The following is a 22,657-nucleotide window of genomic DNA, read 5'->3' on the forward strand; positions in this document are numbered from 1 at the left end:
AATGAGCAAAGTAACGAGCAAAACCGCCGAATTGACCGGCACCATCGTCGCGGCCCACGGCCGCCACTACCTGGCCGACGTCGGCGACGCGCAGTCTCCCGAATTCCTGCAATGCGTCACGCGCGGCAAGAAGACCAACGTCGCGGTCGGCGACATCGTGCACCTGAAGCGCACCTCGAACGACCAGGCCGTGATCGAGAAGATCGCCGAGCGCAGCACCCTGCTCTACCGCTCGGACCAGTACAAATCGAAGCTGCTGGCGGCGAACATCACGCGCCTGTTCATCGTCGTCGCCACCGAACCGAGCTTCGCCGACGACCTCGTGTCGCGCGCCCTGGTCGCCTGCGAAGCGGCGGGCGTCGAGGCCCACCTCATCCTCAACAAGGTCGACGTCGAAGCGTTGCTGCCGCGCGCCCGCGAGCGCGCCGGCCTGTATGCGGGCCTCGGCTATCCGCTGCACGAGGTCTCGGCCAAGGCCGACCCGGAAGGCACGGTCGCCACCCTGACCCCACTGCTGCTAGGGCAGTCCTCGATCTTCATCGGCCAGTCCGGCATGGGCAAGTCGTCGATGATCAACCTGCTGGTGCCGGACGCCGACATCGCCGTGCGCGAGATCTCGGAAGCGCTGGACACCGGCAAGCACACGACCACCTTCACGCGCCTCTACAAACTGCCGGGCGGCGGCCAGATCATCGATTCGCCGGGTTTCCAGGAATTCGGCCTGTACCACCTCACCGAAGGCATGCTGGAGCGCGCCTTCATCGAGTTCAAGCCCTTCCTGGGCGGCTGTAAATACTACAACTGCCGCCACCTGGCCGAGCCGCAGTGCGCGATCCTCGGCGCCGTCGAGGAAGGCAAGATCGCGAAGATCCGGCACGAGCTGTATGCGCAGCTGCTGCATGAATCGGCGCAGACGCTGTATTGAGCATAGTCCGCACTATAGCGCCAGAAAATTCCTTGCTGCAGTAAGCTGCGTGATACGGAACAGCCGCCGCCGTTTGTGTGGCGCATGGCGGCTTGTGCCTGCTTGCCGCCGCATGCCCGTTTCCCGTTGATTACGCAATGGATATCGATGAACCGACCTTGATGCTGGTGCTCGGCGTGGCGTCGATCACGGCCAGTGCCATGTTTTTCACGCTGCATGCCTCGGCGCGCCATATCGGCGGCGTTCGTTCGTGGGCATACGCCTGCCTGGCGGTCGGGTTTGCCGTCCTTCTCGATGCCCCGCGGCTGGTCGGCAACTGGCAGTGGGCTTCGCTGTTGTTCAACATCCCTTTCAGCGTGGGCCAGGCTTTGCTCCTGGCAGGCACGGCGCAGTTCGTGGGGCGCCGCTGGGGGAAGCACACGCTGACGCTGCTGATTGCCCTCGCCGTCCTGCTGACCCTGGCGTTCACGCTGGTCCTGCCCGACAGCGCCTTGCGCATCTTTACGCAAACGCTGTACCAGGCCTGCCTGAACGCCTTGAGCGCATGGTACCTGTGGCACCACCGGGAACGGCAATCCAGTCGCGCCTACGGCGTCGCTGCCGCGATCTTCCTCGGCGAGGCCGCTGCCGCGCTGGCGCAGGGCGTGTTTGTCATGATCAGCACGCTGCCTGTGACCTACGCCGCGCCCGAGCTTCCGCTGGCGAATATCGTCAACTGGGCCGGCGTGCTGGCGAATACCCTGCTCGGCAACTGGATACTTTTCCTGCTCGTCATGCTTCGTCTGGTCCGCGACCTGCAAACCGATGCCATGCACGACCCGCTGACCGGGCTATTGAACCGGCGGGGGCTGCGCTCCCACATCAATTCCCTCCTGGCACCAGGGCGCTCCCTGCGATCGCTCGCCGTCCTGTTGCTCGATATCGACCATTTCAAGGCCTTGAACGACCGGCACGGCCACGCCACCGGCGACCGGGTCCTGGTCATGATGGGCGAGGTCATGCGGGGCCTCGGCAGTGCCCATGTCGTGCCGTGCCGCTGGGGCGGCGAAGAGTTCTGCTTCGTGGTCGACAGCCACTCGGACAAATCGCTGATCGAACTTGCCGAGCGCGCCAGGCAGACGTTTCAGCGGACCAGCGCCGCCCACCCTGGCCTGCCGTCCGGTGCAACGGTCAGCATCGGCGTGGCGGCCGTGCCCGTCGACGGCAGCTTCGCGTTTTCCAGACTGGTAGCCCTGGCCGACGCGCAACTCTACCTGGCAAAGCACGGTGGCCGTAACCGCGTGTGCAGCGCACTCGATCAAGAAGCGTTGTCGCAAGACTGAAACGAGGAGTAAAATCCACTGTTTCCCTATCGAAAAGCAAAACCCTCTATAATCAAAGGGATAATTTGCTTCGCGACCTAACATGGCTGTCCAGACCCCCATCAAGCACTTCCTGCAATTCTCCGACTTCACCCGCGACGAGTTCGAGTACGTGATCGAGCGCGCGGCCGTCATCAAGCGCAAGTTCAAGGCCTACGAGGTCTACCACCCGCTGGTCGACCGCACGCTGGTGATGGTGTTCGAAAAGAGCTCGACCCGCACCCGCCTGTCGTTTGAAGCCGGCATGCACCAGCTGGGCGGCGCGGCGATCTACCTGAACACGCGCGACAGCCAGCTGGGCCGCGGCGAGCCGGTGGAAGACGCGGGCCAGGTCATGAGCCGCATGTGCGACATCATCATGGTGCGCACCTTCGGCCAGGACATCATCGAGCGCTTCGCGGCGCACTCGCGGGTCCCGGTGATCAACGGCCTGACCAACGAACACCATCCCTGCCAGGTGCTGGCCGACGTCTTCACCTTCCACGAGCACCGCGGTTCGATCGCGGGCAAGACGGTGGCGTGGATCGGCGACGCCAACAACATGCTGTATTCGTGGCTGCAGGCGGCCGAAGTGTTCGGCTTCCACCTGAACGTGTCGACGCCGAAGGGCTACGACATCGACCCGGCGATGGTCAAGACCAGCAACTACACGGTCTTCGAGAATCCGTCGGATGCCTGCGCCGGCGCGCACCTGGTCAACACCGACGTGTGGACCAGCATGGGCTACGAAAAAGAAAATGCCGAACGCCTGAAAGCCTTCGATGGCTTCATGGTGGACGGCGCCAAGATGGCGCGCGCCGCACCCGACGCGCTGTTCATGCACTGCCTGCCCGCGCACCGCGGGGAGGAAGTGGCGGCCGAAGTCATCGACGGCCCGCAATCGGTGGTGTGGGACGAAGCCGAGAACCGGCTGCACGTGCAGAAGGCGCTGATCGAGTACCTGCTGCTGGGCCGCATCGAAGACAAGTAACGCATCATCACCACAACTTTAGTTTGATCGTCGGCCCGGGCGCTACGTCCGGCCGGCTGACCATAAATCCCCTCCCATCTCTCATCACTGGAACTCCCATGAGCGACATTAAAAAAGTAGTCCTCGCCTACTCCGGCGGCCTCGATACCTCGGTCATCCTCAAGTGGCTGCAGGATCACTATCACTGCGAAATCGTCACCTTCACCGCCGACCTGGGACAAGGTGAAGAGCTGGAGCCGGCGCGCGCCAAGGCCATCAAGTTCGGCATCAAGCCGGAGAACATCTACATCGACGACGTGCGCGAAGACTTCGTGCGCGACTTCGTGTACCCGATGTTCCGCGCGAACACCGTCTACGAAGGCGAATACCTGCTGGGCACCTCGATCGCGCGTCCGCTGATCGCGAAGCGCCTGATCGAAATCGCCAATGAAACCGGCGCCGACGCCGTGTCGCACGGCGCGACCGGCAAGGGCAACGACCAGGTGCGCTTCGAACTGGGCGCCTATGCGCTCAAGCCGGACGTCAAGATCATCGCCCCGTGGCGCGAATGGGACCTGCTGTCGCGCGAGAAGCTGCTGAAGTACGCGGAAGACGCCGGCATCGAGATCGACATGAAGCACAAGAACGGCGGCGCGCCCTACTCGATGGATGCCAACCTGCTGCACATCTCCTTCGAAGGCCGCCACCTCGAGAACCCGAGCGCGGAAGCCGAGGAATCGATGTGGCGCTGGACCGTCAGCCCGGAAGCGGCGCCGGACCAGGCGGAATACCTGGACATCGAATACGAGCGCGGCGACATCGTCGGCCTCAACGGCGTCAAGATGACCCCGGCCCAGGTGCTGACCGAGCTGAATCGCCTGGGCGGCAAGCACGGCATCGGCCGGCTCGACCTCGTGGAAAACCGCTACGTCGGCATGAAGTCGCGCGGCTGCTACGAAACCCCGGGCGGCACCATCATGCTGCGCGCCCACCGCGCGATCGAATCGATCACCCTGGACCGCGAAGTGGCGCACCTGAAGGACGACCTGATGCCGCGCTATGCATCGCTAATCTATAACGGCTACTGGTGGGCGCCGGAGCGCGTCGCGCTGCAGACCCTGATCGACCACACCCAGCAGTCCGTGAACGGCTGGGTCCGCGTCAAGCTCTACAAGGGCAACGTGATCGTGGTGTCGCGCGACTCGAAGACCGATTCGCTGTTCGACATGAACATCGCCACCTTCGACGAAGACGGCGGCGCCTACAACCAGGCGGATGCGGGCGGCTTCATCAAGCTGAATGCGCTGCGTATGCGCATCGCGGCGAAGGCGCGTGCGAAGCGCGGTCAATAATCGCTGAACGTTTGAGCGAAAAAGCCGCCGGCCCGCAAGGCCCGGCGGCTTTTTTTTCACCGTCATTCCCGGCATTGCCGGAAATGACTTCCCGCGAAAGCGGGAATCCATACTGAGCAAGCTAGATCGCAATATCGACATAGCGATCTAGCCACCGAGGATTGCTCTTTTGAATCAGCTCGACCTTCCAAGCCCGATTCCACTTCTTGATCTGCTTCTCCCGCCGAATAGCCTCGGTAATCTCCGTGTGCACTTCGTACCAGACAAGGCTCTTGACGCCATATTGTTTGGAGAAGCCATCGACCAAGCCTTCACGATGCTCCCATACGCGTCGTATCAGGTTACTGGTGACGCCGACGTACAAGGTTCCGTTCATGCCGCTCGCCAGGATGTAAACGTAACTGGACTTGTCCATGCCATACCCCAAATTTATTGAGCTGGCATGGTCGAGGAAAGTGACGCTTGTCTTCCTGAGGTGCCTCAACAAAATATGCCACCTAAATTTAGGCTCAGTATGGATTCCCGCTTTCGCGGGAATGACGAGGAAGCGTCAGAAGTGGAAGTTCGCCGTCACACTCGCCCACCGCGGTGCGCCCGGCGTGTAGCGGTAGCCGCTCTTGTTGATCGCCGCCACGTAACGCTTGTCGAACAGGTTGTACACGTTCAGCCGCAAGTCCACCCAGCGGTTCAGCGCATACGAAGCCATCGCATCGGCCACCCAGTAATCCCCCGTGTAGGCCGGCGTGCCGACCGCGCCGTCGGTGCCGCGCAGCAGGCGGCCCGAGTAGCGCGCGCCGCCGGCGATCGTCAATCCGGACGGGAAGCTGTAGCTGGTCCAGCTGGTGAAGCCCGACTTCGGCGTATAGGTCAGGCTGTTGGCGCCGTTGGCGGCAACCAGGCGCCCCGCTTCCACGCTGGTGTCCATCCAGGTATAGCCGGCGCTCACCGACCAGTTGCGCGCGAGCTCGCCGATCGCGCTCAGCTCCACGCCCTGTACGCGCTTGCGGCCGGTCTGGTAGTACTTCAGGTCGACCGGGTCCTGCTCGACCTCGTTTTTCACATTCGTGCGGAACAGCGCGGCGTTCAGGCCGAGGCGCTTCTGCATCAGTTCCCATTTCGCGCCCAGTTCCGTGGTGCTGGTGACTTGCGGGTCGAACACCGGGTTCGAGGCGCTGCTGGCGCTGGTGCTGAGCGCCAGATTCGAGCCCGGCGGCTGCTTCGAATTGGCCCACAGCGCGTAGACGCTGGTGTTCGGCGTCGGCTTGTAGAGCAGCGACAGCTTGCCGCTCACCAGGCTGTCCGTCAGCTCGACATGGGTCGGGACCGGGGTGCCGACCGGTAGGCCCGGGTTCGCGCTGGCCGTCGACAGCGCGATCGCATCGTAGCTGGTGTCGAAGTGATCGACCCGCACCGAGGCGCCCAGCAGCCAGCGCTCGCCGATCTTGATCGTGTCCAGCAGCCAGGCCGCCGCGGTCGTGGTCTCGCCCTGCGTACGGGCGCCGCTGCGCACCAGGTTCAAACCCGTTACCGGCGATGCCGAATCGGGCCGGTACAGGTTCGCCGGCTGCAGCGTGCCGCCGCCGAGGTAGCTCCAGTTGCTCTGCTTTTCATTGGCCAGGTCCAGGCCGGTCACCAGCGTGTGCCGCAACGCGCCGGTATCGAACTCGGTGGTCAGCATGGTCTGGTTGGCCAGGATCGTGTTTTCCTGGTCCTTGATGGTGCGCGTGGTGCGCGCAAGCTGCCAGGTCGCGGGATCGCCCTGGTCCGGCGTCAGGATGTTGGCGGTATTGCCCATGAAGGCGCTGAGCAGGTAGAACTGCCTGGTCTTGCCATAGCGGCTGGTGTTCTTCAGGCGCATGCGCGGGCTGAATTCGTGGTCGACGATGGCGGTAAACATGTCGGCCCGCACGCGGTCGAAGTCCGACAGTGCGCCGTAGAAGTTCTGCGGATCGACGGCGGGCGCATCGGCGATCCAGGGGCGCTTGGGATCGGGACTGCTGTAACCGGGCAGACCGACGGTCGGCACGCCGCCGTCCGGGCGGTTGTCCTGCTTCACGTGCAGGTAGTCGAGGTAGAGCTGGGTCGGACCGCGCAGGCCGAAGGCAATCGACGGCGCCACCGCCCAGCGCTTGTCCTTCACTTCGTCGCGTGCCGGGTTGCCGCTGTCCTGGTCGAGCACATTCAGGCGCATGGCGATGCCGCGCCGGCGGTCCAGCACGCGGTTGACATCGGCGCTGGCCCGGCGGCGCTCGGCGCTGCCGGCCACCAGGCTGGCGTCGCCGATGTTCCTGAGCAGCGGCTGCTTGGTGGCGAGATTGATCGAACCGGTCGGCGCGCCGCGCCCGGTATCGGTGCCGGCCGGGCCCTTCAGCACGTCGATCTGCTCGATGTTGAAGACGTCGCGCGAGACCGAACCGATGTCGCGGATGCCGTCCACGAACAGGCTGCCCGAGCTGTCGAAGCCGCGCATGTAGATGGCGTCGCCGGTATTCGTGTTGCCGTTCTCGCCCAGGAAGAAGGTACCGACGCCGGGCGTGTTGCGCAGCGCCTCGGTCAGGGTCACGGCGCCCTGCTGCTCGATCAGTTCCTTCTTGATCACGATGACGGTCTGCGCCGTATCCAGCAGCGGCTGGGTGTACTTGCCGGACGCCGCCTGGTCCGCCTTGAATTCGTTGTCGCGTTCGCCGTGGACATGGACGCGCTGGGCGGTTGTGCCCGCGCTGGCGTCCGCGCCGGCCCCGCTGTCGAGGGCCGCCTGGGCGGCGAGCGGCAGCATCAGCATGGCCAGGGCGGTGGAGTGTTTGCGGCTGGTAATCGGCTTCTTCATGGTCTGGGCGTGGTTATCGTGTTGTTGGATGGGTTAGCGGAACGCCAAGGACTTTAACAAAAGTTCACAGATAAGTAAACGCGAATCATTCTCATTATCGTTATCGTTCACTTGAGCGAGCGCAGAATGCCGTCTTTGCAAGCCTGTATCCGCGCGCTACCATGTGCTTATGAGCGACCACAACCCCTGCCTGGCCTGCGGCGCCTGCTGCATGAGCTACCGGGTCTCCTTCTACTGGGCCGAAGCCGAGCAGCGCGGCCTGCCCGCCTTCCTGACCGAACAGGTCAATCCCTTCCTTTCATGCATGGCCGGGACGAATGCCAAGCGGCCGCATTGCGCAGCCCTGCAAGGCACCGGGGACGGCGGCTTCGTCTGCCGCGTGTATGCGCAGCGGCCCGATCCCTGCCGCGAAGTACAGATCGGCGACGACAAGTGCCTGCAGGCGCGGGCACGGCATGGCTTGCCGCCTTTGCAGCAAATGGCGCCGTAGATAGAATATTTGTTCCTATTCTGTTGCGCTAGCGCATCATTGTTTCGACGTTCGCCTCGTCAGATGTTACATTTGAGTTCGCACGCGAACTTTATTCAACCGGCTGTTCTACAGCCCGTGACTCCGGGGGCAGAGCCCACCCGGAAAACCGGGCTCCGACCCCTACGGCCATGACCCCTCGGACCATGCTGCGTAACCTCAGTATCAAGAAAAAACTCACCGTCGGCTTCGGCGCCATCGTCGCCATCCTGCTGTTGCTGCTGACCCTGGCCTACAACAACTTCGCGCGCCTGTCGCAGGCGAACGCGTGGGACCGCCATACCCTCGAAGTGCTGCTGGAAACGAACCACGTCGCCACCTCGGTGCTGCAGGTCCAGAGCGCGACCCGCGGCTACCTGCTGACCGGCCACGAGAGCCTGGTCGGCCCCATCCACAACGAATACGAAAACGCCGGCAAGCACCTGCGCCGCGCGCTCGAACTCACCGCCGACAATCCTTCCCAGCAGGAGCGCCTGCACCAGCTCGAGCCGATGCTGGCCATCTGGATGGACAAGGCGATCACGCCGCAGATCGACATGCGCCGCGCGACCGGCAAGGGCGGCCAATCGGTCTCGCCCGAAACCGAAGCGGCGGTCCTGGCCGGCACCGGCAGCGTCGCCACCATCCGCCAGCTGCTCGGCGAAATCGCCGCCGAGGAAACCCGCCTGCTGGAACAGCGCCGGCAGGACACGACGGCGCTGCGCAACTCGATGAATATGCTGCTCAGCGCCGGCGCGCTGGTGAGCGTGCTGCTGGCGATCCTGATCGGGACCATCCTGGTGCAGGGCATCTCGCGCCCGCTGGCCAGCCTGAGCGAAGCCGCGCGCAGTTTCGGCCGCGGCACCCAGGGCGCACGCGCCGCGGTGCTGTCGGACGACGAACTGGGCGCGATGGCCGTCGAATTCAACCGCATGGCCCAGGCCATCGAAGACAGCCAGGCCAGGGAGCACGCCGACAACCTCGCGCTGCGCGCCAAGGTCGACTCCCTGCTCGACGTGGTCTCGAAGGCGGCGCGCGGCGACCTGACCGGGACCGTGGCGATCCGCGGCGACGACGCCATCGGCCGCCTCGGCGAAGGCCTTGCGACCATGCTCGGCAACCTGCGCAGCCTGCTGAACAACGTGCAGCGCGCCGGCATCCAGGTGGCCAGCTCGGCGACCCAGATCGCCGCTTCGGCGCGCCAGCAGGAAGCCACCGGCATCGAACAGGCCCAGACCAGCGTCGAGGTGCTCGCCACCACCAAGGAAATCTCGGCCAACACCGCCGAGCTGCTGCGCACGATGGAAGAAGCGACGGAGGTGGCCGACTACACCACCAGCGCCACCGCCGACGCCCAGGACAAGCTCAAGCACATGGACCACACCATGCAGCAGATGGTCAACGCCACCGATTCGATCGGCGCCAAGCTGGCCGCGCTGTCCGAGAAAGCCAGCAACATCAACGGCGTGCTGACCACGATTACCAAGGTGGCGGACCAGACCAACATCCTGTCGCTGAACGCCGCGATCGAAGCCGAGAAGGCCGGCGAAGCGGGCCGCGGCTTCTCGGTGGTCGCCACCGAGATCCGCCGCCTGGCCGACCAGACCTCGGTCTCGACCTGGGACATCGAGCAGATGCTGAAGGAGATGCAGTCGGCGGTGTCGGCCAGCGTGATGGGCATGGACAAGTTTGCGGAAGAGATCCGCCGCAACGTCGGTGAAGCGCGCCACGTGGCCGAGCAGCTGTCGGGCATGATGGACCAGGTGCGCAAACTGGCGCCGCGCTTCGACCTGGTGCTGCAGGGGATGCAGTCGCAGGCGGTCGGCGCCTCGCAGATCTCGGGCACCATGATGCAGCTGTCCGACGCCAGCCAGCAGAGCGTCGAATCGCTGAAGGCCACCAGCGAGGCCGTGCACCAGTTGCAGTACGCCGCCGGCGACCTGCAGCAGTCGGTGGCCACCTTCGCCGTCGACGACTGACACGCGCATGAAGGTGCTGGTGTTTCACATCGGACGCGAACGCTACGCCCTGCCGCTCGCCGCGGTGCTGCGGGTGCTGCCGGTGGCGCGTCTCAAGCCCTTGCCGGGTGCGCCGCATTACGTGCCGGGACTGCTGGACCTGCACGGCGACCCCGTGCCGGTGATCGACCTGTCGCGCCTGGCCGGCACGCCGCCCAGCGCGGTGCGCTACGACACGCGCATCCTGCTGCTGGACGTGGCGGCCGCCGGCCAGCTGCGGCGCCTGGGTTTGAAGGCGGAACGCGTGGCCGGCATCGCCGATATCGCTGCCGAACTGCGCGATGGCGGGGTCGCCGCCGCGCCCTGGCTCGGCCGCATTGCCGCCGGCGGTGCGAATAGCACGGCCAGCGCGGCCGGGACCGCCGGCATGCTGCAGCTGATCGAGCCGGCGCGCCTGCTGGCGCCCGAGGTGGCGGCACAGCTGTTCGGCGAGGTGCCGGCATGAGCCTGCGCCAGCTGCTGAAAGATGCCACCGGCCTGGTGCTGTCCGCCGACACGGTCGAGCGCGCGGTGCGCGAGCGCATGCTGCGCCTGGACCTGACGCCGGACGCGCGCGCGGATTATGCGCCGCAGCCCGGCACGCCGGAGTTCGCGGCCCTGGTCGACCTCGTGGTGGTGCCCGAATCCTGGATGTTCCGCGACCCCGCCGTGTTCGAGACCGCCGTGCGCTTCGTGCAGCGCCGCCTGCTCAGCCATCCCGGGCGGCCGGTGAGCGTGCTGTCCCTGCCCTGCGCCGGCGGCGAAGAGCCGTATTCGATGGCGATGGCGCTGGCCCACGCCGGCATCCCTCCCGGCCTGTGCCGCATCGAGGCGGTCGACCTGTCGCACGCCGCGATCGAGCGCGCGCGCCTGGGACGTTACACGCGCAACGCCTTCCGCGGCACCGATCTGGCATTTCGCGAGCACTGGTTCCGCCAGGACGGCGATGCCTACCTGATCGACGACGCCCTGCGCCGCTACGTCGGCTTCAGCCAGGGCAACCTGCTCGAGGCAGCGGCGCCGCCAAGGAAGGGCCCCCGCTACGACCTGGTGTTCTGCCGTAACCTGCTGATCTATTTCGACGAGCCTGCACGCATGGTCGCCGCTGCCGCCTTGCAGGACCTGCTGGCGGACGACGGCCTGCTGCTGTCCGGCTTTGCCGAAGCACCGGCCTTCTGCCGCGCCGGCTTCGCGCCGCAGTCGCTGCGCGACAGCTACGCGCTGCAGAAGCAGTCGGTGGCGACGGTGCGGCGGCGCGCGCGGCTGGCGCCGGCCGAACCGGCAATCGCGCCGCGTCCTGTTGCGGCGGCAGCGCGGACGGCGCCGCAGCCCGCCCCCCTGGCTGCCGGTCCAGTGGCGGCGCTGATCGCCGAAGCCCGGCGCCAGGCCGATGCCGGCCGCCTGGCCGAAGCCCACCAGACCTGCCAGGAAGCGCTGGCCCTGCAGCCGGAACAGGCCGAAGCCTGGTTCCTGCTCGGCATGGTCAGCGAATGCGGCGGCCAGCCGCACGCGGCCGAGCGCCACCTGCGCCGCTGCCTCTACCTGCAGCCCGACCATTACGAAGCCCTGTGCAGCCTGGCCCTGCTGCACGAACTGCGCGGCGACACGCAGGATGCGGCCCTGCTGCGCCAGCGCGCCGCGCGCGTGCATGCGGCCGAGGTGGCGCCATGATCGTCGACGACTGCTGGCGCCGCATCGGCGTAACGGGCGACCGCAGCTGCGCCGAGCTGGAACGCCACATCCACTGCCGCAACTGCGCCGTGTACGCCGACGCGGCGCAACGAAACCTGCAACGGCCGGTCGAACCCGAATACCGCGAAGCCTGGGCGCGCGAACTGGCCCGCCCGGAGCCGGCGCCCGCGCCCACGGATGCCGCCGCCATGGTGTTCCGCATCGGCGCCGAATGGCTGGCGGTGCCGGTCGCGCTGGCCGCCACGGTGGCGCCGCTGGCCCCCGTGCACCGCCTGCCGCACCGCGCAACCGGCGCCCTGCTCGGCGTGGTCAATGTCGGCGGACGCGTGCTGCCGGCGCTGTCGCTGGCGGCGCTGCTCGGCATCGCCACCGCGGGCGTGCCGGCACCCCTGGGCCGCCACACTTTCGAACGCCTGCTGGTGCTGGAACTGAACGGCCAGCGCGTCGCGGTGCCGGTCGCGGAAATGCACGGCATCCTGCGCTACGCCGGCAGCGCCCTACGCCCGCCCGCCGCCACCCTGGAGCACCTCCCCTCGCCTTTGCTGGCCGGCGTGATCGCCGACGGCGCCATCGAGGCGGGCCTGCTGGATGGCGCGCTGCTCGAACGCGAAGTGAAGGGCTTGCTGCGATGAGCATGGACCACGATTTCGACGGCGCGTTCAACCAGGACCTGAGCAGCTTCTCGATGCTGGACCTGTTCCGGATGGAGGCGCAGGCGCAGGCGCGCGTGCTGACCGACGGCCTGCTGCGCAGCGAACGCGGATCCGACCCGGCGACGCTGGACGCGATGATGCGCGCCGCCCACTCGACCAAAGGCGCCGCCGCGATCGTCGGCATGACGCAGATGGTGCAGCTGACGCATGCGATGGAAGACGTGTTCGTCGCCGCCCAGCAGGGCATCCTGGTGCTCGATGCCGCGCGGGTGGACGTGCTGCTCGGCGCGGTCGACCTGATGCGGCGCCTGGCCGAGCTGCCGGAAGCCGACCTGGCCGACGGCGGTCCGCATGCGGCGCCGGTACAGGAAGCGCTGGCGGCGCTGGCCGCGCTGCAGGCCGGTGCGGCCGTCACGCCCGCGTTCGCGCTGCCCGTACCGCCCCTGGAGCCTGCGCCTGCCGTGCCCGTCATGCCTGCCGCGCCCGCGCCGGCAGCCGAACCGGCGGCGCCGGCACCGCCACCGCCGCACAACGAACTGCAGACCCTGGCCGGCCAGGCCCGCCTGAATGCCGCCCAGTTGCGGCCCTGGATCGACTCCCTGCACCGCTACAAGCGCCAGCAGCGCGCCGTGTTCAGCGCCCTCGGACGGCTGCAGGAGGCGATCGAGGAAAGCGGCGACCCGCGCCTGCTCGAACTGGCCAGGCAGGTCCAGGAGCGCGCCCGGCCGCTGCGCAGCGCCATGCAGCGCCACATCCTCGACGCCGAGCAGTACGAGCGCAAGGCCACGGGTCTTGCCGCGCGCCTGGTCGACGAGGTGCTGGAACTGCACATGTGCCGCTTCGGCGACGGCCTGCACGGGCTGCCGCGCATGGTGCGCGACCTCGCCCGCAGCCTGGGCAAGGACGTGCGCCTGGACGTGACCGGCGACGATACGCTGGTCGACCGCGCGGTGCTGGTGCGCCTGGAAGCGCCGCTCAGCCAGCTGCTGCGCAACGCCGTCGACCACGGCATGGAAACGCCGGCCGAACGCGCCGCCGCCGGCAAGCCGGCCACCGGCGCCATCCGGCTGGCGGCGCGCCACCGCGGCGGCATGCTGTCGATCGAGGTGAGCGACGACGGCCGCGGGGTCGACCCCGAACGGGTGCGCCGCGCCGTCGCCGCGCGCCGCCTGGCGCCCGCCGGCGTCGTGCAGGCGCTGTCCGCTCCGGAGCTGATGGAATTCCTGTTCCTGCCGGGCTTCTCGCTGAAGGAGGACGCCAACGAGATCTCCGGCCGCGGCGTCGGGCTCGACGTGGTGCACGACATGGTGCAGTCGCAGAACGGCACGGTGCGCGTGGAATCCACGCCCGGCAAGGGCTTTTGCACCAGCATCGTGCTGCCGGTCACGCAATCGATCGTGCGCGCACTGGTGGTCGACGTGCTGGGCGAAGCCTACGCGCTGCCGATCGCGCGCGTCGAGCGCGTGCTGCGCGTGCCGGCCGGCAGCGTGCAGACCCTGTCCGGCCGCCAGTACCTGGATCTCGCGGGCAGCCACCTCGGCCTGGTAGCGGCCGGGCGCGTGCTCGAACTGGGCGAACCGGCCCCAAGCGCCGAGCTGGCGGTGGTCGTCATCGGCACCGCGCGCGAGCGCTATGGCTTGGTGGTGGACGATGTGCGCGGCGAGCAGGAGCTGACCGTGCAGCCGCTCGAAGCGATGTTCGGCAAGCTGCGCGACGTCGCCTCCTGCGCCCTGCTCGACGACGGCGCCCCGGTCCTGATTCTCGACGTGCCCGACATGCTGCTGTCGATCGTGCGCCTGCTCGAAGCCGGTGCCTCGCTGCAGGCGGCGCCCGGCATGCATGCGCCCGGCGGCGGCGCCCGGCAGGACGTGCGCCGCATCCTGGTGGTCGACGATTCGCTCACGGTGCGCGAGATGCAGCGCAAGCTGCTGGCCGCGCGCGGCTACCAGGTCGAGGTCGCGCTCGACGGCATCGACGGCTGGAACAGCGTGCGCGCCGGCGCTTACGACCTGGTGATCACCGACATCGACATGCCGCGCCTGGACGGCATTGGCCTGCTCGGACGCATCCGCCAGGACCCGCGCCTGCAACGGCTGCCGGTCATGATCGTGTCGTACAAGGACCGGCCTGAAGACCGCGCGCGCGGCCTGGAAGCCGGCGCCGATTATTACCTGGCCAAGGGCGCCTTCCACGACGCCACCCTGCTCGACGCCGTGCGCGACCTGATCGGCGAAGCCCTGCCTGGCGGTCCCGCATGAGGATAGGCATCGCCAACGACGCGCCGATGGCGGCCGAGGCGCTGCGCCGCGTGCTGAGCGCCGGCGGATACCGGGTGGCCTGGGTCGCGCGCACCGGGATCGACGCCGTGCGCCTGTGCGCCGACCTGCGGCCCGACCTGGTGCTGATGGATCTGAACATGCCCCTGCTCGACGGCGTCGAGGCGACCCGGCGCATCATGGCCAACGGGCCCTGCCCGATCCTGGTCGTCACCGCGCAGCCGCAGGACAACGTCGGCCAGGTGTTCCGCGCGCTTGGCGCCGGCGCCCTCGACGTGGTGGCCACGCCGGTGCTGCTGGGCGTCGAGGACGGCGGCGCCGGCCTGCTGGCCAAGATCCGCACCATCGCCAAGCTGGTGGCGGGCCGGCCGGCGCCGGTGCCGGTCGGGGCACCGCACGTGGCGCGCCTGGTGGCGATCGGCGCGTCGACCGGCGGTCCGGCGGCGCTGGCGCGCCTGTTCGCCGACTGGCGCCCGGCGCCGGACACGGCGGCGGTGGTGGTCCAGCACATCGACCACAGCTTCTCGACCCAGCTCGTGAAATGGCTGGGCGAGCAGACCGCGGCGCCGGTGCGCGCGATCCTGGACGGTGATCACCTGGAGGGCGGCGTGGTGCAGGTGGCGACCACCGCCGACCACCTGCGCCTGGCCCCCGGCCACCGCCTGCGTTACGACGCCCACCCGCGCGACGAGATCCACCGTCCTTCCATCGACGTGTTCTTCCGCTCGGTGGCGCGCCACTGGGAGCGCGCGGGCACCGGCGTCCTGCTGACCGGCATGGGGCGCGATGGCGCGGCCGGCCTGCTGGCCATGCGCCAGGCCGGCCAGGCCACCATCGCCCAGGACGAGGCCAGCAGTGCCGTGTACGGCATGCCGCGCGCGGCCGCCGAGCTGGGTGCGGCCGAACAAATTTTGCCACTAGGCAAAATTTCGGCCGCATTATCGGGTAAAATCGGCAGCCCGCCGTAAAGACATGCCCTCTGCTTTCCGTTCCATCATGACCGCAGCCAGTTTCTCTCACGCCCGCACGACCGCCGACGACAACGACGCCAGCGACCAGGTGCGCGTGCTGCTGGTCGACGATCAGTTGATCATCGCCGAGGCCGTGCGCCGCATGCTCGCCAGCCACCCGGACATCGCCTTTCACTACGTGACCGATCCCGGCGCCGCGCATGCCGCTGCGCTGGCCTTGCGCCCGACCGTGATCCTGCAGGACCTGGTGATGCCGGGCGCCGACGGCTTCCAGCTGATCGCCGGCTACCGCGCCGACGAACGGCTGGCGGACGTGCCGGTGGCGGTGCTGTCGACCAAGGAAGAAGCCAGGCTGAAGGCGCACGGCTTCGCGGTCGGCGCCAACGACTACCTGGTCAAGCTGCCCGACCAGCTGGAACTGGTGGCGCGCATCCGCCACCACTCGCGCGGCTACATCGGCCTGCGCCAGCGCGACGCCGCCCTGCGCTCGCTGCGTGCCAGCCAGGACGAACTGGCACGCACCAATCTCGAACTGCAGAAACTGGCCGCGCTCGACGGCCTGACCGGCATCGCCAACCGCCGCCGCTTCGACGAGGCGATCGGCGTCGAATGGCAGCGCGCGCGCCGCCAGCAAAGCCCATTGGCACTGCTGCTGTGCGACGTCGACCGTTTCAAGAACTACAACGACAGCCTCGGCCACCCGGCCGGCGACCTGTGCCTGAAAAAGGCGGCCGCGGTCCTGACCGGCCAGCTGAAACGCCCGGCCGACCTGGCCGCGCGCTACGGCGGCGAAGAATTCGCGATCCTGCTGCCGGACACCGACCTGGCCGGCGCCCTCAAGCTGGCCGAAGACTGCCGCCGCCAACTCGCGCAGCTGGCGCTGCCGCACCCGGACGGCATCGATGGCGTGGTCACGATGTCGGTGGGCGCGGCCAGCGTCTCGCCAGCCACAGGCGGCAGCATCGAGGCGCTGGTGGCGGCTGCGGATGCGGCCTTGTACGACGCCAAGCGCGGCGGGCGTAACCGGGTTGCGCCTCACGCCTGAGGCTGCACCGCGGCGGTAAATCCGGCAGATTTTCCCGCCTCTCGCGCTGACTTCTGCTCACATTCGGCAAATCTTCTCCGATCTTGAACGCGTGCGCCCCCGCCCCCGCATGCTGTGCTACGTTTGTCATCAATACGGTGACGAAGCGGAGTCTTGCGGATGAAATTTCTCACTAGCTTGATTGCGATCGGACTGGCGGCCCACGCCGGCGCGGCCCTGGCCCAGGCCACCGCGGCCGACCGCATTCCGGACACCATGGAGGCACGCGTGCAGGCCTGCACCGGCTGCCACGGCGCCCAGGGTCGTGGCGTGGAAAACGTCTACTTCCCGCGCCTGGCGGGCAAGCCGGCCGGCTACCTGTACAACCAGCTGGTGGCCTTCCGCGACGGCCGCCGCAAGTACGTGCCGATGAACTACCTGCTGGCCTACCTGCCCGACGCCTACCTGATGCGGATGGCCGAGCACTTCGCCGCCCTGAATCCGCCGCCGCTGGTGCAGCCGGCCGTGTCGCGCCCGGCCGCGCAACTGGCCGAGGGTCAGCGCATCGTCACCCAGGGCATCCCCGGCAAGAAGATCCCCGCCTGCATCACCTGCCATGGCGCCGAACTGGGCGGCCGCGAACCCGGTATTCCTGGCCTGCTGGGCCTGCGCGCCGACTACGTGAGCGCCCAGCTCGGCGCCTGGCGCTTCGGCGTGCGCACGGCGCTGGCGCCGGACTGCATGCAATTGATCGCGTCCAGCCTGAGCGAGCCCGAAGTGGCGGCGGTGTCGGCCTATCTGGCCTCGCTGCCGGTGACCGCCTCGCGTCCGCTGCGCCAGCCCGGCATGCGGCTGCCGATCGCCTGCGGCAGCCAGCCCCAGGCATCCACGCAAAAGCAGGAGGCCAGCCGATGAACACCCGTCCCATCCTCACCAGGATGCTGCCGGCGGCCCTGCTCGCCGCGCTGGCCGCAGGCGCTGCATGGGTAGCGCCCTCGCTGGCGCAAAACAAGGCCCCGGCCCGCCAGCAGGCCACGCAGCAATCGATCGTCGAACGCGGCAAGTACCTGGCCCAGGCCGGCGACTGCATCGCCTGCCACACGGTGCCGGGATCGAAGATCTTCTCCGGCAACCGGCCGATGCCGACGCCCTTCGGCACCCTGTACGCGCCCAACATCACGCCCGATCGCGAGACCGGCATCGGCAAGTGGAGCGCCGACGACTTCTACAACATGATGCACACGGGCCGCTCGCCCAAGGGCTACCTGTTGTACCCGGCGATGCCGTTCGCCTCCTACACCAAGGTCACGCGCGCCGACAGCGACGCCATCTTCGCCTACCTGCGCTCGGTACCGCCGGTGCGCCAGGCATCGCGCGATCACGATCTGCGCTTCCCCTACAACAACCGTGCGCTGCTGATCGGCTGGCGCACCCTGTACTTCAAGGAGGGCGAGTACCAGCCCGACCGAAGCAAGTCGGCGGAATGGAACCGCGGCGCCTACCTGGTGCAGGGCCTGGGCCACTGCGCGATGTGCCACACGCCGATCAACGCCTTGGGCGGCTCCTCGCAGGAACGGGCCTTCCAGGGTGGCCTGATCCCGATGCAGAACTGGTACGCGCCATCGCTGACCTCGAACCGCGAGGCGGGCCTGGGCGACTGGGCGATCCAGGACATCGTCGACCTGCTGCAAAAGGGCGTGTCGAACCGCGGCACCGTCTACGGGCCGATGGCCGAGGTCACCTTCAACAGCCTGCAGTTCATGAGCGACGAGGACGTGCGCGCGATGGCGGTCTACCTGAAGAGCCTGCCCGCCGACCAAGGCCCCGCGTCCGACCCGGCCGAAGCCCCGGCCCGCGCCGACGTCAACCAGGCCTATTCCGAGGGACGGCGCATCTACGCGGCGCGCTGCGCCAGCTGCCACGGCGCCGAGGGACGCGGCAAGCTGCCGCACTATCCGCCGCTGGCGCGCAACCAGTCGATCGGCATGAGTTCGGCCGTGAATCCGATCCGGATGGTGCTGAACGGCGGCTACCCGCCGGGCACCCGGCGCAATCCCATGCCTTACGGGATGCCGCCCTTCGCCCAGGACCTGAACGACAACGAGATCGCGGCGGTGGTCACTTTCATCCGCACCGCCTGGGGCAACCGCGGAGCGCCGGTGAGCGCGCGCGAAGTCAACCAGTTGCGTTCGGCGACTGTCGAATGAAGGCCGCACACGAAAACCAAAGGAGGCAGCGTGTTTCTGGAACCGAGTGACAACACCCAGGGCGGCGCGATCGACAGCGCGGCCGAACAGCGCCGGGTCGACGAGATCGTCGCGCGCGGCCCCGGCGGCGCTTTTGCCCTGGCCGGCACGGCGGTGGCGATCGTGATGGCGATCTGGGTCGCCTTCTACTTCATGGTCTTCGTCGCACGCGGAGGTGACTGAATGGCGGGCAGCGAACACACCCACGCCGGTGCCGCCGTCGCGGCCAGGGCGGAAGCGCGCTGGGCCTGGATCGTCGGCGCCATCATCCTGTTCCTGGTCGCGATGATGGCCTACATGAGCCTGCACTGGGCGGCCATGCCGCCGACGCGCACCGAGACGGTCGATCCGACCACCCTGCACATCGCCGGCGAATTCGTCGAGACCAACCTCGGTTCCGTCGCCGAGCCGGACGGCACGGTCACGGTGCGGGTGCTGGCCAACCAGTATTCGTTCACGCCGCAATGCATCGTGGTGCCGGCCAACACGCCGCTGCACTTTCGCGGCACCGCGGCCGACGTGGTGCACGGCTTCTCGGTCAGCAATACCAACGTCAACATGATGCTGGTGCCGGGCTACATCTCGAACTTCCGGACCAAACTCGAGCGCCCCGGCGAGCACGTGATGCCCTGCCACGAATACTGCGGCACCGGCCACGCCGCGATGTGGGCGCACGTGAAGGTCATCGACAAGGACGCGTTCATGCAGCAGGCGCAGGCCGCCGCCGCAGCGGGAAGGAGGATGAGCTGTGTTCAGTAAGGAATCCAGGCAGCTCGTGCTGTCCCACTTCTGGGTGGCCTTCGCCGCCTTCTTCGTCGCCCTCGTGCTGGGCGAATGGCAGATGTACATCCGCAGCCCGCTGCGCGACTGGATCGGCAATCCCGAGCTCTATTACCGCTCGGTGACGGCGCATGGGTCGGCGATGGGCTACGTGTTCCCGACCCTGGTGGCGATGGGCTTCGGCTACGCCATCGTCGAGCTGGCGCTGAAGCAGCCGCTGGTCGGACGGCGCTGGGCCTGGACCGGCTTCATCCTGGTGCTGCTGGGTACCGTGGTGGCGATGGCGCCGGTGTCGGCGGGCCTGGCCACCGTGCTCTACACCTTCTACCCGCCGCTGATCGGCCACCCGGCCTACTACATCGGCGTGGTGCTGGTGGTGGTCGGCTCCTGGATCTGGGTGGCGCTGATGTCGGTCAACCTGCGGGTTTGGAAGAAGGCGCATCCCGGCGAAGCCGTGCCGCTGCCGATGTTCGCCAATGTGGCCGGCGCCTACCTGTGGGCCTGGACCTCGGTCGGCGCCGCGGTCGAGATCCTGTTCCTGATCCTGCCGGTGGCGCTGGGCTTCAAGAACACCATCGACGCCGGCCTGGCGCGGGTGTTCTTTTCGTGGACCCTGCACGCCATCGTCTACTTCTGGCTGATGCCGGCCTACATCGCCTTCTACACGCTGGTGCCGCGCGCCATCGGCGGACGCCTGTACAGCGACGTCATGGGCCGCATCTCGTTCATCCTGTTCCTGGTGTTCTCGATGCCGATCGGGATGCACCACCTGTTCCAGGATCCGCAGGTCGGTTCCGGCATGAAGTTCCTGCACGCCGTGTTCACGGCCATGGTGTCGGTGCCGACCCTGCTGACGGTGTTTACGATCACCGCCTCGGTCGAGATCGCCGGCCGGCTGCGCGGCGGCACCGGCGCGCTCGGCTGGGTCAAGGCCCTGCCCTGGCGTAATCCGATGATGCTGGCGGTGGCCTTTTCCTTCATCCTGCTGGGCTTCGGCGGCGCGGGCGGCCTGATCAACATGAGCTACCAGCTCGACTTCGCGGTCCATAACACGCAGTGGATCACCGGCCACTTCCACCTGATCTTCGCCGGCGCCATCGTCATCATGTATTTCGCTTTGGCCTACGACCTGTGGCCGCACCTGACCGGGCGCGCCCTGGTCCAGGACGCCATGATCAAGGCCCAACTGTGGCTGTGGTTCGTCGGCATGATCATCCTCACCTTCCCCTGGCACGTGGTGGGCGTGATGGGCATGCCGCGCCGCATGGCCTACTTCGACTACACCAACCCCGAGATCGCGCCGCAGGCCGTGACGGTCCTGATCAGCTTCGTCGGCGGCCTGCTGATGGTGATTTCCGGCCTGCTGTTCCTGCTGATCCTGCTGCGCGGCCACCGCGCGCGCCTGGTCGAGCTGCCCGAATTCCGCTTCAGCCAGCCGGTGCACGCCACCGGGCGCCTGCCCGTGGCCCTGAACAGCTACGCGCTGTGGCTGGCCTTGATGATCGGGCTGTCGATCGTCAATTACGGCTATCCGATCGCGCAACTGGTGTCGCTGAAGCAGACCTCGGTGCCGGCGGTGCCGGTGGGAGGCAAGCCATGAACGAGCCGCTCTTCTCTTTCAAGAACCGCTGGTTCACGATCAGCGTCGGCGCCGTGGCGCTGATCTTCGTGCTGGCCTTTCTCGTCGGCCTGGTGTGGCTGCCGCGCGCCCATGCGCAAGATCCGAATGCAACGCTGTGGGATGCGATCTGCAGCGCCGCCGGCGTGCCGACCCGCTACCGCAATCCGGCCCTACCCGAGGAACAGGCGGTGTACCCGACCAGCGTGATCGTCAACACCCAGATGATGGGACCGGTGGATACCGCCGCGGTCGGCCGCGGCGCCACCCTGGCCCTGCAATGCAGCATGTGCCACGGCGCGCGCGGCACCGCCTCGGCCGGCACCGACGCGCCGCACCTGGCGGGCCAGCCGCCGACCTCCACCTACAAGCAGCTGCGCGACTTCAAGTCCGGCCACCGCCCTAGCGCAGTGATGCAGCCGCTGGCGACCAATCTGAGCGACCAGGACATGCACGACCTGGCCGCCTTCTATTCGCAGCAGACGCGCGAGACCCTGATCCGCCACGCCAACCTGCGTCCGGAGGTGCCGCGCCTGGTCAGCAACGGTTCGCCGATGCGCAACATCGGCGCCTGCGCGACCTGCCACAGCCCCAGCGTGGCCCGCGCCGCCACGCCGGTGCTGGACGGCCTGCCGGAAGCCTACCTGCGCGATCAGCTGAACGCCTTCAAGTCGGGCCGGCGCGCGAACGACATCAACCGGCAGATGCGCAACGCGGCGCACCAGCTGACCGACAGCGAGGTGGATATTCTGGCCAGGTATTACGCCTCGCGCTGAGCGCCCGGAAAGCGGCTACCACTTGCAGCCGCTGTCGTCGATGGCGTTTTTCGCCAGGTCCACCGCCAGCCCGATCACGTTGGCCAACAGATTGGCGCTCTCGGCACGGGCCTTCTGGCAATCGACGCGGCGGGCGCGCTCGAAGCGGTCGACGACATGCCGGTCGGCATTCGGATCGGCCACCGGCTTGCGCTCCGGCAGCGCCACCAGGCCCTTGCCGTTTTCCCTTGCGATCAGGCGTGCGGCCGCGCGTGCGGCTTGCAGATCGACGGCTGGTGCGGCGGTGCCGGCGTCGGTCGGCGTGACGGTGTCGGCGTTGGCGTTGGCGTTGGCGTTGGGGACAGCCTCGGGGACGGCGGCAGTCGGCGATGCGGCCGCGTCCTGCGCAGGCATCCGGTGCGGTGGCGGCGCCGCTCTGGGTGCGGCACGCGTCTGGAGAGCACGGGAACTGGCGCGCGGCGCGGCCGCATCCGGCATCGGCGCCGGCGGCGCTGCAGGCGCGATCGGTATCAGCCTGACTTCGATCCGCCTGACCGGTCCGGTGTCCTGCTCGGCATGCCTGAGCGACCATGCATGCCACAACAGGGCCGCGCCAAGTGCGTGGACCAGCAGGCTGATGCCCCAGCCGAGCATGGGCGCGCGTGTATGCTGTCGGTGCGGCGTGGTGATTCGGTGCAGGCTGGCGGCGAGATGCATCCACCC

General features: G+C 67.9%; 21 protein-coding genes. 18 read left to right on the plus strand and 3 right to left on the minus strand.

From position 1 onward, the window contains the following. Window position 1 precedes the first annotated feature (1 nt). The 4 genes from rsgA (at window position 2) to NX782_RS20420 (ending at window position 4,587) form a co-directional block, all read left to right on the plus strand. Complete coding sequence (gene rsgA, locus NX782_RS20405) at window positions 2-925, plus strand: ribosome small subunit-dependent GTPase A (protein ID WP_258847322.1); 924 nt, start codon at window positions 2-4, stop codon at window positions 923-925. Window positions 926-1,062: 137 nt separating this feature from the next. After that, entirely contained in the window at window positions 1,063-2,247 is a 1,185-nt protein-coding gene (locus NX782_RS20410; RefSeq protein ID WP_258847323.1) for a GGDEF domain-containing protein, read from the plus strand. A gap of 82 nt (window positions 2,248-2,329) precedes the next feature. After that, window positions 2,330-3,256 carry an ornithine carbamoyltransferase gene (gene argF, locus NX782_RS20415; RefSeq protein WP_258847324.1) on the plus strand — a complete coding sequence of 309 codons (927 nt, stop codon included), beginning with the start codon at window positions 2,330-2,332 and terminating at the stop codon, window positions 3,254-3,256. Between the two features lie 98 nt (window positions 3,257-3,354). Then, the gene (locus NX782_RS20420) at window positions 3,355-4,587 is read left to right on the plus strand and encodes an argininosuccinate synthase (RefSeq protein ID WP_258847325.1); all 1,233 of its coding nucleotides are present in this window, start codon (window positions 3,355-3,357) and stop codon (window positions 4,585-4,587) included. Between the two features lie 121 nt (window positions 4,588-4,708). Here NX782_RS20420 and NX782_RS20425 read toward each other — a convergent pair whose 3' ends face one another. Both NX782_RS20425 and NX782_RS20430 read right to left on the minus strand, forming a co-directional pair. Beyond that, window positions 4,709-5,002 (minus strand): GIY-YIG nuclease family protein, encoded by a 294-nt coding sequence (locus NX782_RS20425; RefSeq protein WP_258847326.1) that lies wholly within the window; start codon window positions 5,000-5,002, stop codon window positions 4,709-4,711. 135 nt (window positions 5,003-5,137) lie between these two features. Then, window positions 5,138-7,414 carry a catecholate siderophore receptor Fiu gene (locus NX782_RS20430; RefSeq protein WP_258847327.1) on the minus strand — a complete coding sequence of 759 codons (2,277 nt, stop codon included), beginning with the start codon at window positions 7,412-7,414 and terminating at the stop codon, window positions 5,138-5,140. Between the two features lie 169 nt (window positions 7,415-7,583). Between NX782_RS20430 and NX782_RS20435 the strand changes: the two genes are divergently transcribed. From NX782_RS20435 to NX782_RS20500, 14 genes are all read left to right on the plus strand, one after another. Beyond that, window positions 7,584-7,904, plus strand: a complete 321-nt coding sequence (locus NX782_RS20435) for a YkgJ family cysteine cluster protein (RefSeq protein WP_258847328.1) — start codon at window positions 7,584-7,586, stop codon at window positions 7,902-7,904. Between the two features lie 185 nt (window positions 7,905-8,089). Further along, window positions 8,090-9,901: a methyl-accepting chemotaxis protein gene (locus NX782_RS20440; protein WP_258847329.1), complete on the plus strand. Its 1,812-nt coding sequence runs from the start codon at window positions 8,090-8,092 to the stop codon at window positions 9,899-9,901. A 7-nt stretch (window positions 9,902-9,908) separates the two neighbouring features. Next, window positions 9,909-10,385 carry a chemotaxis protein CheW gene (locus NX782_RS20445; protein WP_258847330.1) on the plus strand — a complete coding sequence of 159 codons (477 nt, stop codon included), beginning with the start codon at window positions 9,909-9,911 and terminating at the stop codon, window positions 10,383-10,385. Beyond that, complete coding sequence (locus NX782_RS20450) at window positions 10,382-11,590, plus strand: CheR family methyltransferase (RefSeq protein ID WP_258847331.1); 1,209 nt, start codon at window positions 10,382-10,384, stop codon at window positions 11,588-11,590. Before NX782_RS20445 ends, NX782_RS20450 begins: the two co-directional genes overlap by 4 nt. Next, a complete protein-coding gene (locus tag NX782_RS20455; RefSeq protein WP_258847332.1) occupies window positions 11,587-12,243 on the plus strand; it encodes a chemotaxis protein CheW in 657 nt (218 codons plus the stop codon). Before NX782_RS20450 ends, NX782_RS20455 begins: the two co-directional genes overlap by 4 nt. Window positions 12,244-12,245: 2 nt before the next feature. Next, on the plus strand, window positions 12,246-14,522 hold the full coding sequence (locus tag NX782_RS20460) for a hybrid sensor histidine kinase/response regulator (RefSeq protein WP_258847333.1): 2,277 nt from the start codon (window positions 12,246-12,248) through the stop codon (window positions 14,520-14,522). Next, entirely contained in the window at window positions 14,519-15,508 is a 990-nt protein-coding gene (gene cheB / locus NX782_RS20465; protein WP_258847334.1) for a chemotaxis-specific protein-glutamate methyltransferase CheB, read from the plus strand. Before NX782_RS20460 ends, cheB begins: the two co-directional genes overlap by 4 nt. A gap of 28 nt (window positions 15,509-15,536) precedes the next feature. Next, window positions 15,537-16,556: a diguanylate cyclase domain-containing protein gene (locus NX782_RS20470; RefSeq protein WP_258847335.1), complete on the plus strand. Its 1,020-nt coding sequence runs from the start codon at window positions 15,537-15,539 to the stop codon at window positions 16,554-16,556. A gap of 159 nt (window positions 16,557-16,715) precedes the next feature. Further along, window positions 16,716-17,450: a c-type cytochrome gene (locus NX782_RS20475; RefSeq protein WP_258847336.1), complete on the plus strand. Its 735-nt coding sequence runs from the start codon at window positions 16,716-16,718 to the stop codon at window positions 17,448-17,450. Next, the gene (locus NX782_RS20480; protein WP_370661819.1) at window positions 17,447-18,742 is read left to right on the plus strand and encodes a c-type cytochrome; all 1,296 of its coding nucleotides are present in this window, start codon (window positions 17,447-17,449) and stop codon (window positions 18,740-18,742) included. Before NX782_RS20475 ends, NX782_RS20480 begins: the two co-directional genes overlap by 4 nt. Window positions 18,743-18,772: 30 nt before the next feature. Beyond that, window positions 18,773-18,964: a hypothetical protein gene (locus NX782_RS20485; protein WP_258847371.1), complete on the plus strand. Its 192-nt coding sequence runs from the start codon at window positions 18,773-18,775 to the stop codon at window positions 18,962-18,964. Next, window positions 18,965-19,540, plus strand: coding sequence for a cupredoxin domain-containing protein (locus NX782_RS20490; protein WP_258847337.1), 576 nt, complete (start codon window positions 18,965-18,967; stop codon window positions 19,538-19,540). It abuts the gene before it with no gap. Between the two features lie 16 nt (window positions 19,541-19,556). Then, window positions 19,557-21,161 carry a cbb3-type cytochrome c oxidase subunit I gene (locus tag NX782_RS20495; RefSeq protein WP_258847370.1) on the plus strand — a complete coding sequence of 535 codons (1,605 nt, stop codon included), beginning with the start codon at window positions 19,557-19,559 and terminating at the stop codon, window positions 21,159-21,161. Beyond that, complete coding sequence (locus tag NX782_RS20500; protein WP_258847338.1) at window positions 21,158-21,955, plus strand: c-type cytochrome; 798 nt, start codon at window positions 21,158-21,160, stop codon at window positions 21,953-21,955. Before NX782_RS20495 ends, NX782_RS20500 begins: the two co-directional genes overlap by 4 nt. A 15-nt stretch (window positions 21,956-21,970) precedes the next feature. Here the strand turns inward: NX782_RS20500 and NX782_RS20505 are convergent, their stop codons facing one another. Next, the gene (locus NX782_RS20505; RefSeq protein ID WP_258847339.1) at window positions 21,971-22,651 is read right to left on the minus strand and encodes a hypothetical protein; all 681 of its coding nucleotides are present in this window, start codon (window positions 22,649-22,651) and stop codon (window positions 21,971-21,973) included. Window positions 22,652-22,657 lie beyond the last annotated feature (6 nt).

This window comes from Massilia norwichensis, assembly GCF_024753245.1.
GTDB lineage: Bacteria > Pseudomonadota > Gammaproteobacteria > Burkholderiales > Burkholderiaceae_D > Telluria > Telluria norwichensis.

Bases quoted from the DNA above. Each gene is read 5' to 3' on its own strand.
- NX782_RS20435 (WP_258847328.1), top strand. From the start codon at position 7,584: ATGAGCGACCACAACCCCTGCCTGGCCTGCGGCGCCTGCTGCATGAGC.
- NX782_RS20480 (WP_370661819.1), top strand. From the start codon at position 17,447: ATGAACACCCGTCCCATCCTCACCAGGATGCTGCCGGCGGCCCTGCTC.
- NX782_RS20455 (WP_258847332.1), top strand. From the start codon at position 11,587: ATGATCGTCGACGACTGCTGGCGCCGCATCGGCGTAACGGGCGACCGC.
- NX782_RS20475 (WP_258847336.1), top strand. From the start codon at position 16,716: ATGAAATTTCTCACTAGCTTGATTGCGATCGGACTGGCGGCCCACGCC.
- NX782_RS20470 (WP_258847335.1), top strand. From the start codon at position 15,537: ATGACCGCAGCCAGTTTCTCTCACGCCCGCACGACCGCCGACGACAAC.
- NX782_RS20450 (WP_258847331.1), top strand. From the start codon at position 10,382: ATGAGCCTGCGCCAGCTGCTGAAAGATGCCACCGGCCTGGTGCTGTCC.
- NX782_RS20490 (WP_258847337.1), top strand. From the start codon at position 18,965: ATGGCGGGCAGCGAACACACCCACGCCGGTGCCGCCGTCGCGGCCAGG.
- NX782_RS20500 (WP_258847338.1), top strand. From the start codon at position 21,158: ATGAACGAGCCGCTCTTCTCTTTCAAGAACCGCTGGTTCACGATCAGC.
- NX782_RS20430 (WP_258847327.1), bottom strand. From the start codon at position 7,414: ATGAAGAAGCCGATTACCAGCCGCAAACACTCCACCGCCCTGGCCATG.
- cheB (WP_258847334.1), top strand. From the start codon at position 14,519: ATGAGGATAGGCATCGCCAACGACGCGCCGATGGCGGCCGAGGCGCTG.
- rsgA (WP_258847322.1), top strand. From the start codon at position 2: ATGAGCAAAGTAACGAGCAAAACCGCCGAATTGACCGGCACCATCGTC.
- NX782_RS20445 (WP_258847330.1), top strand. From the start codon at position 9,909: ATGAAGGTGCTGGTGTTTCACATCGGACGCGAACGCTACGCCCTGCCG.
- NX782_RS20505 (WP_258847339.1), bottom strand. From the start codon at position 22,651: ATGCATCTCGCCGCCAGCCTGCACCGAATCACCACGCCGCACCGACAG.
- NX782_RS20420 (WP_258847325.1), top strand. From the start codon at position 3,355: ATGAGCGACATTAAAAAAGTAGTCCTCGCCTACTCCGGCGGCCTCGAT.
- NX782_RS20460 (WP_258847333.1), top strand. From the start codon at position 12,246: ATGGACCACGATTTCGACGGCGCGTTCAACCAGGACCTGAGCAGCTTC.
- NX782_RS20440 (WP_258847329.1), top strand. From the start codon at position 8,090: ATGCTGCGTAACCTCAGTATCAAGAAAAAACTCACCGTCGGCTTCGGC.
- argF (WP_258847324.1), top strand. From the start codon at position 2,330: ATGGCTGTCCAGACCCCCATCAAGCACTTCCTGCAATTCTCCGACTTC.
- NX782_RS20425 (WP_258847326.1), bottom strand. From the start codon at position 5,002: ATGGACAAGTCCAGTTACGTTTACATCCTGGCGAGCGGCATGAACGGA.
- NX782_RS20410 (WP_258847323.1), top strand. From the start codon at position 1,063: ATGGATATCGATGAACCGACCTTGATGCTGGTGCTCGGCGTGGCGTCG.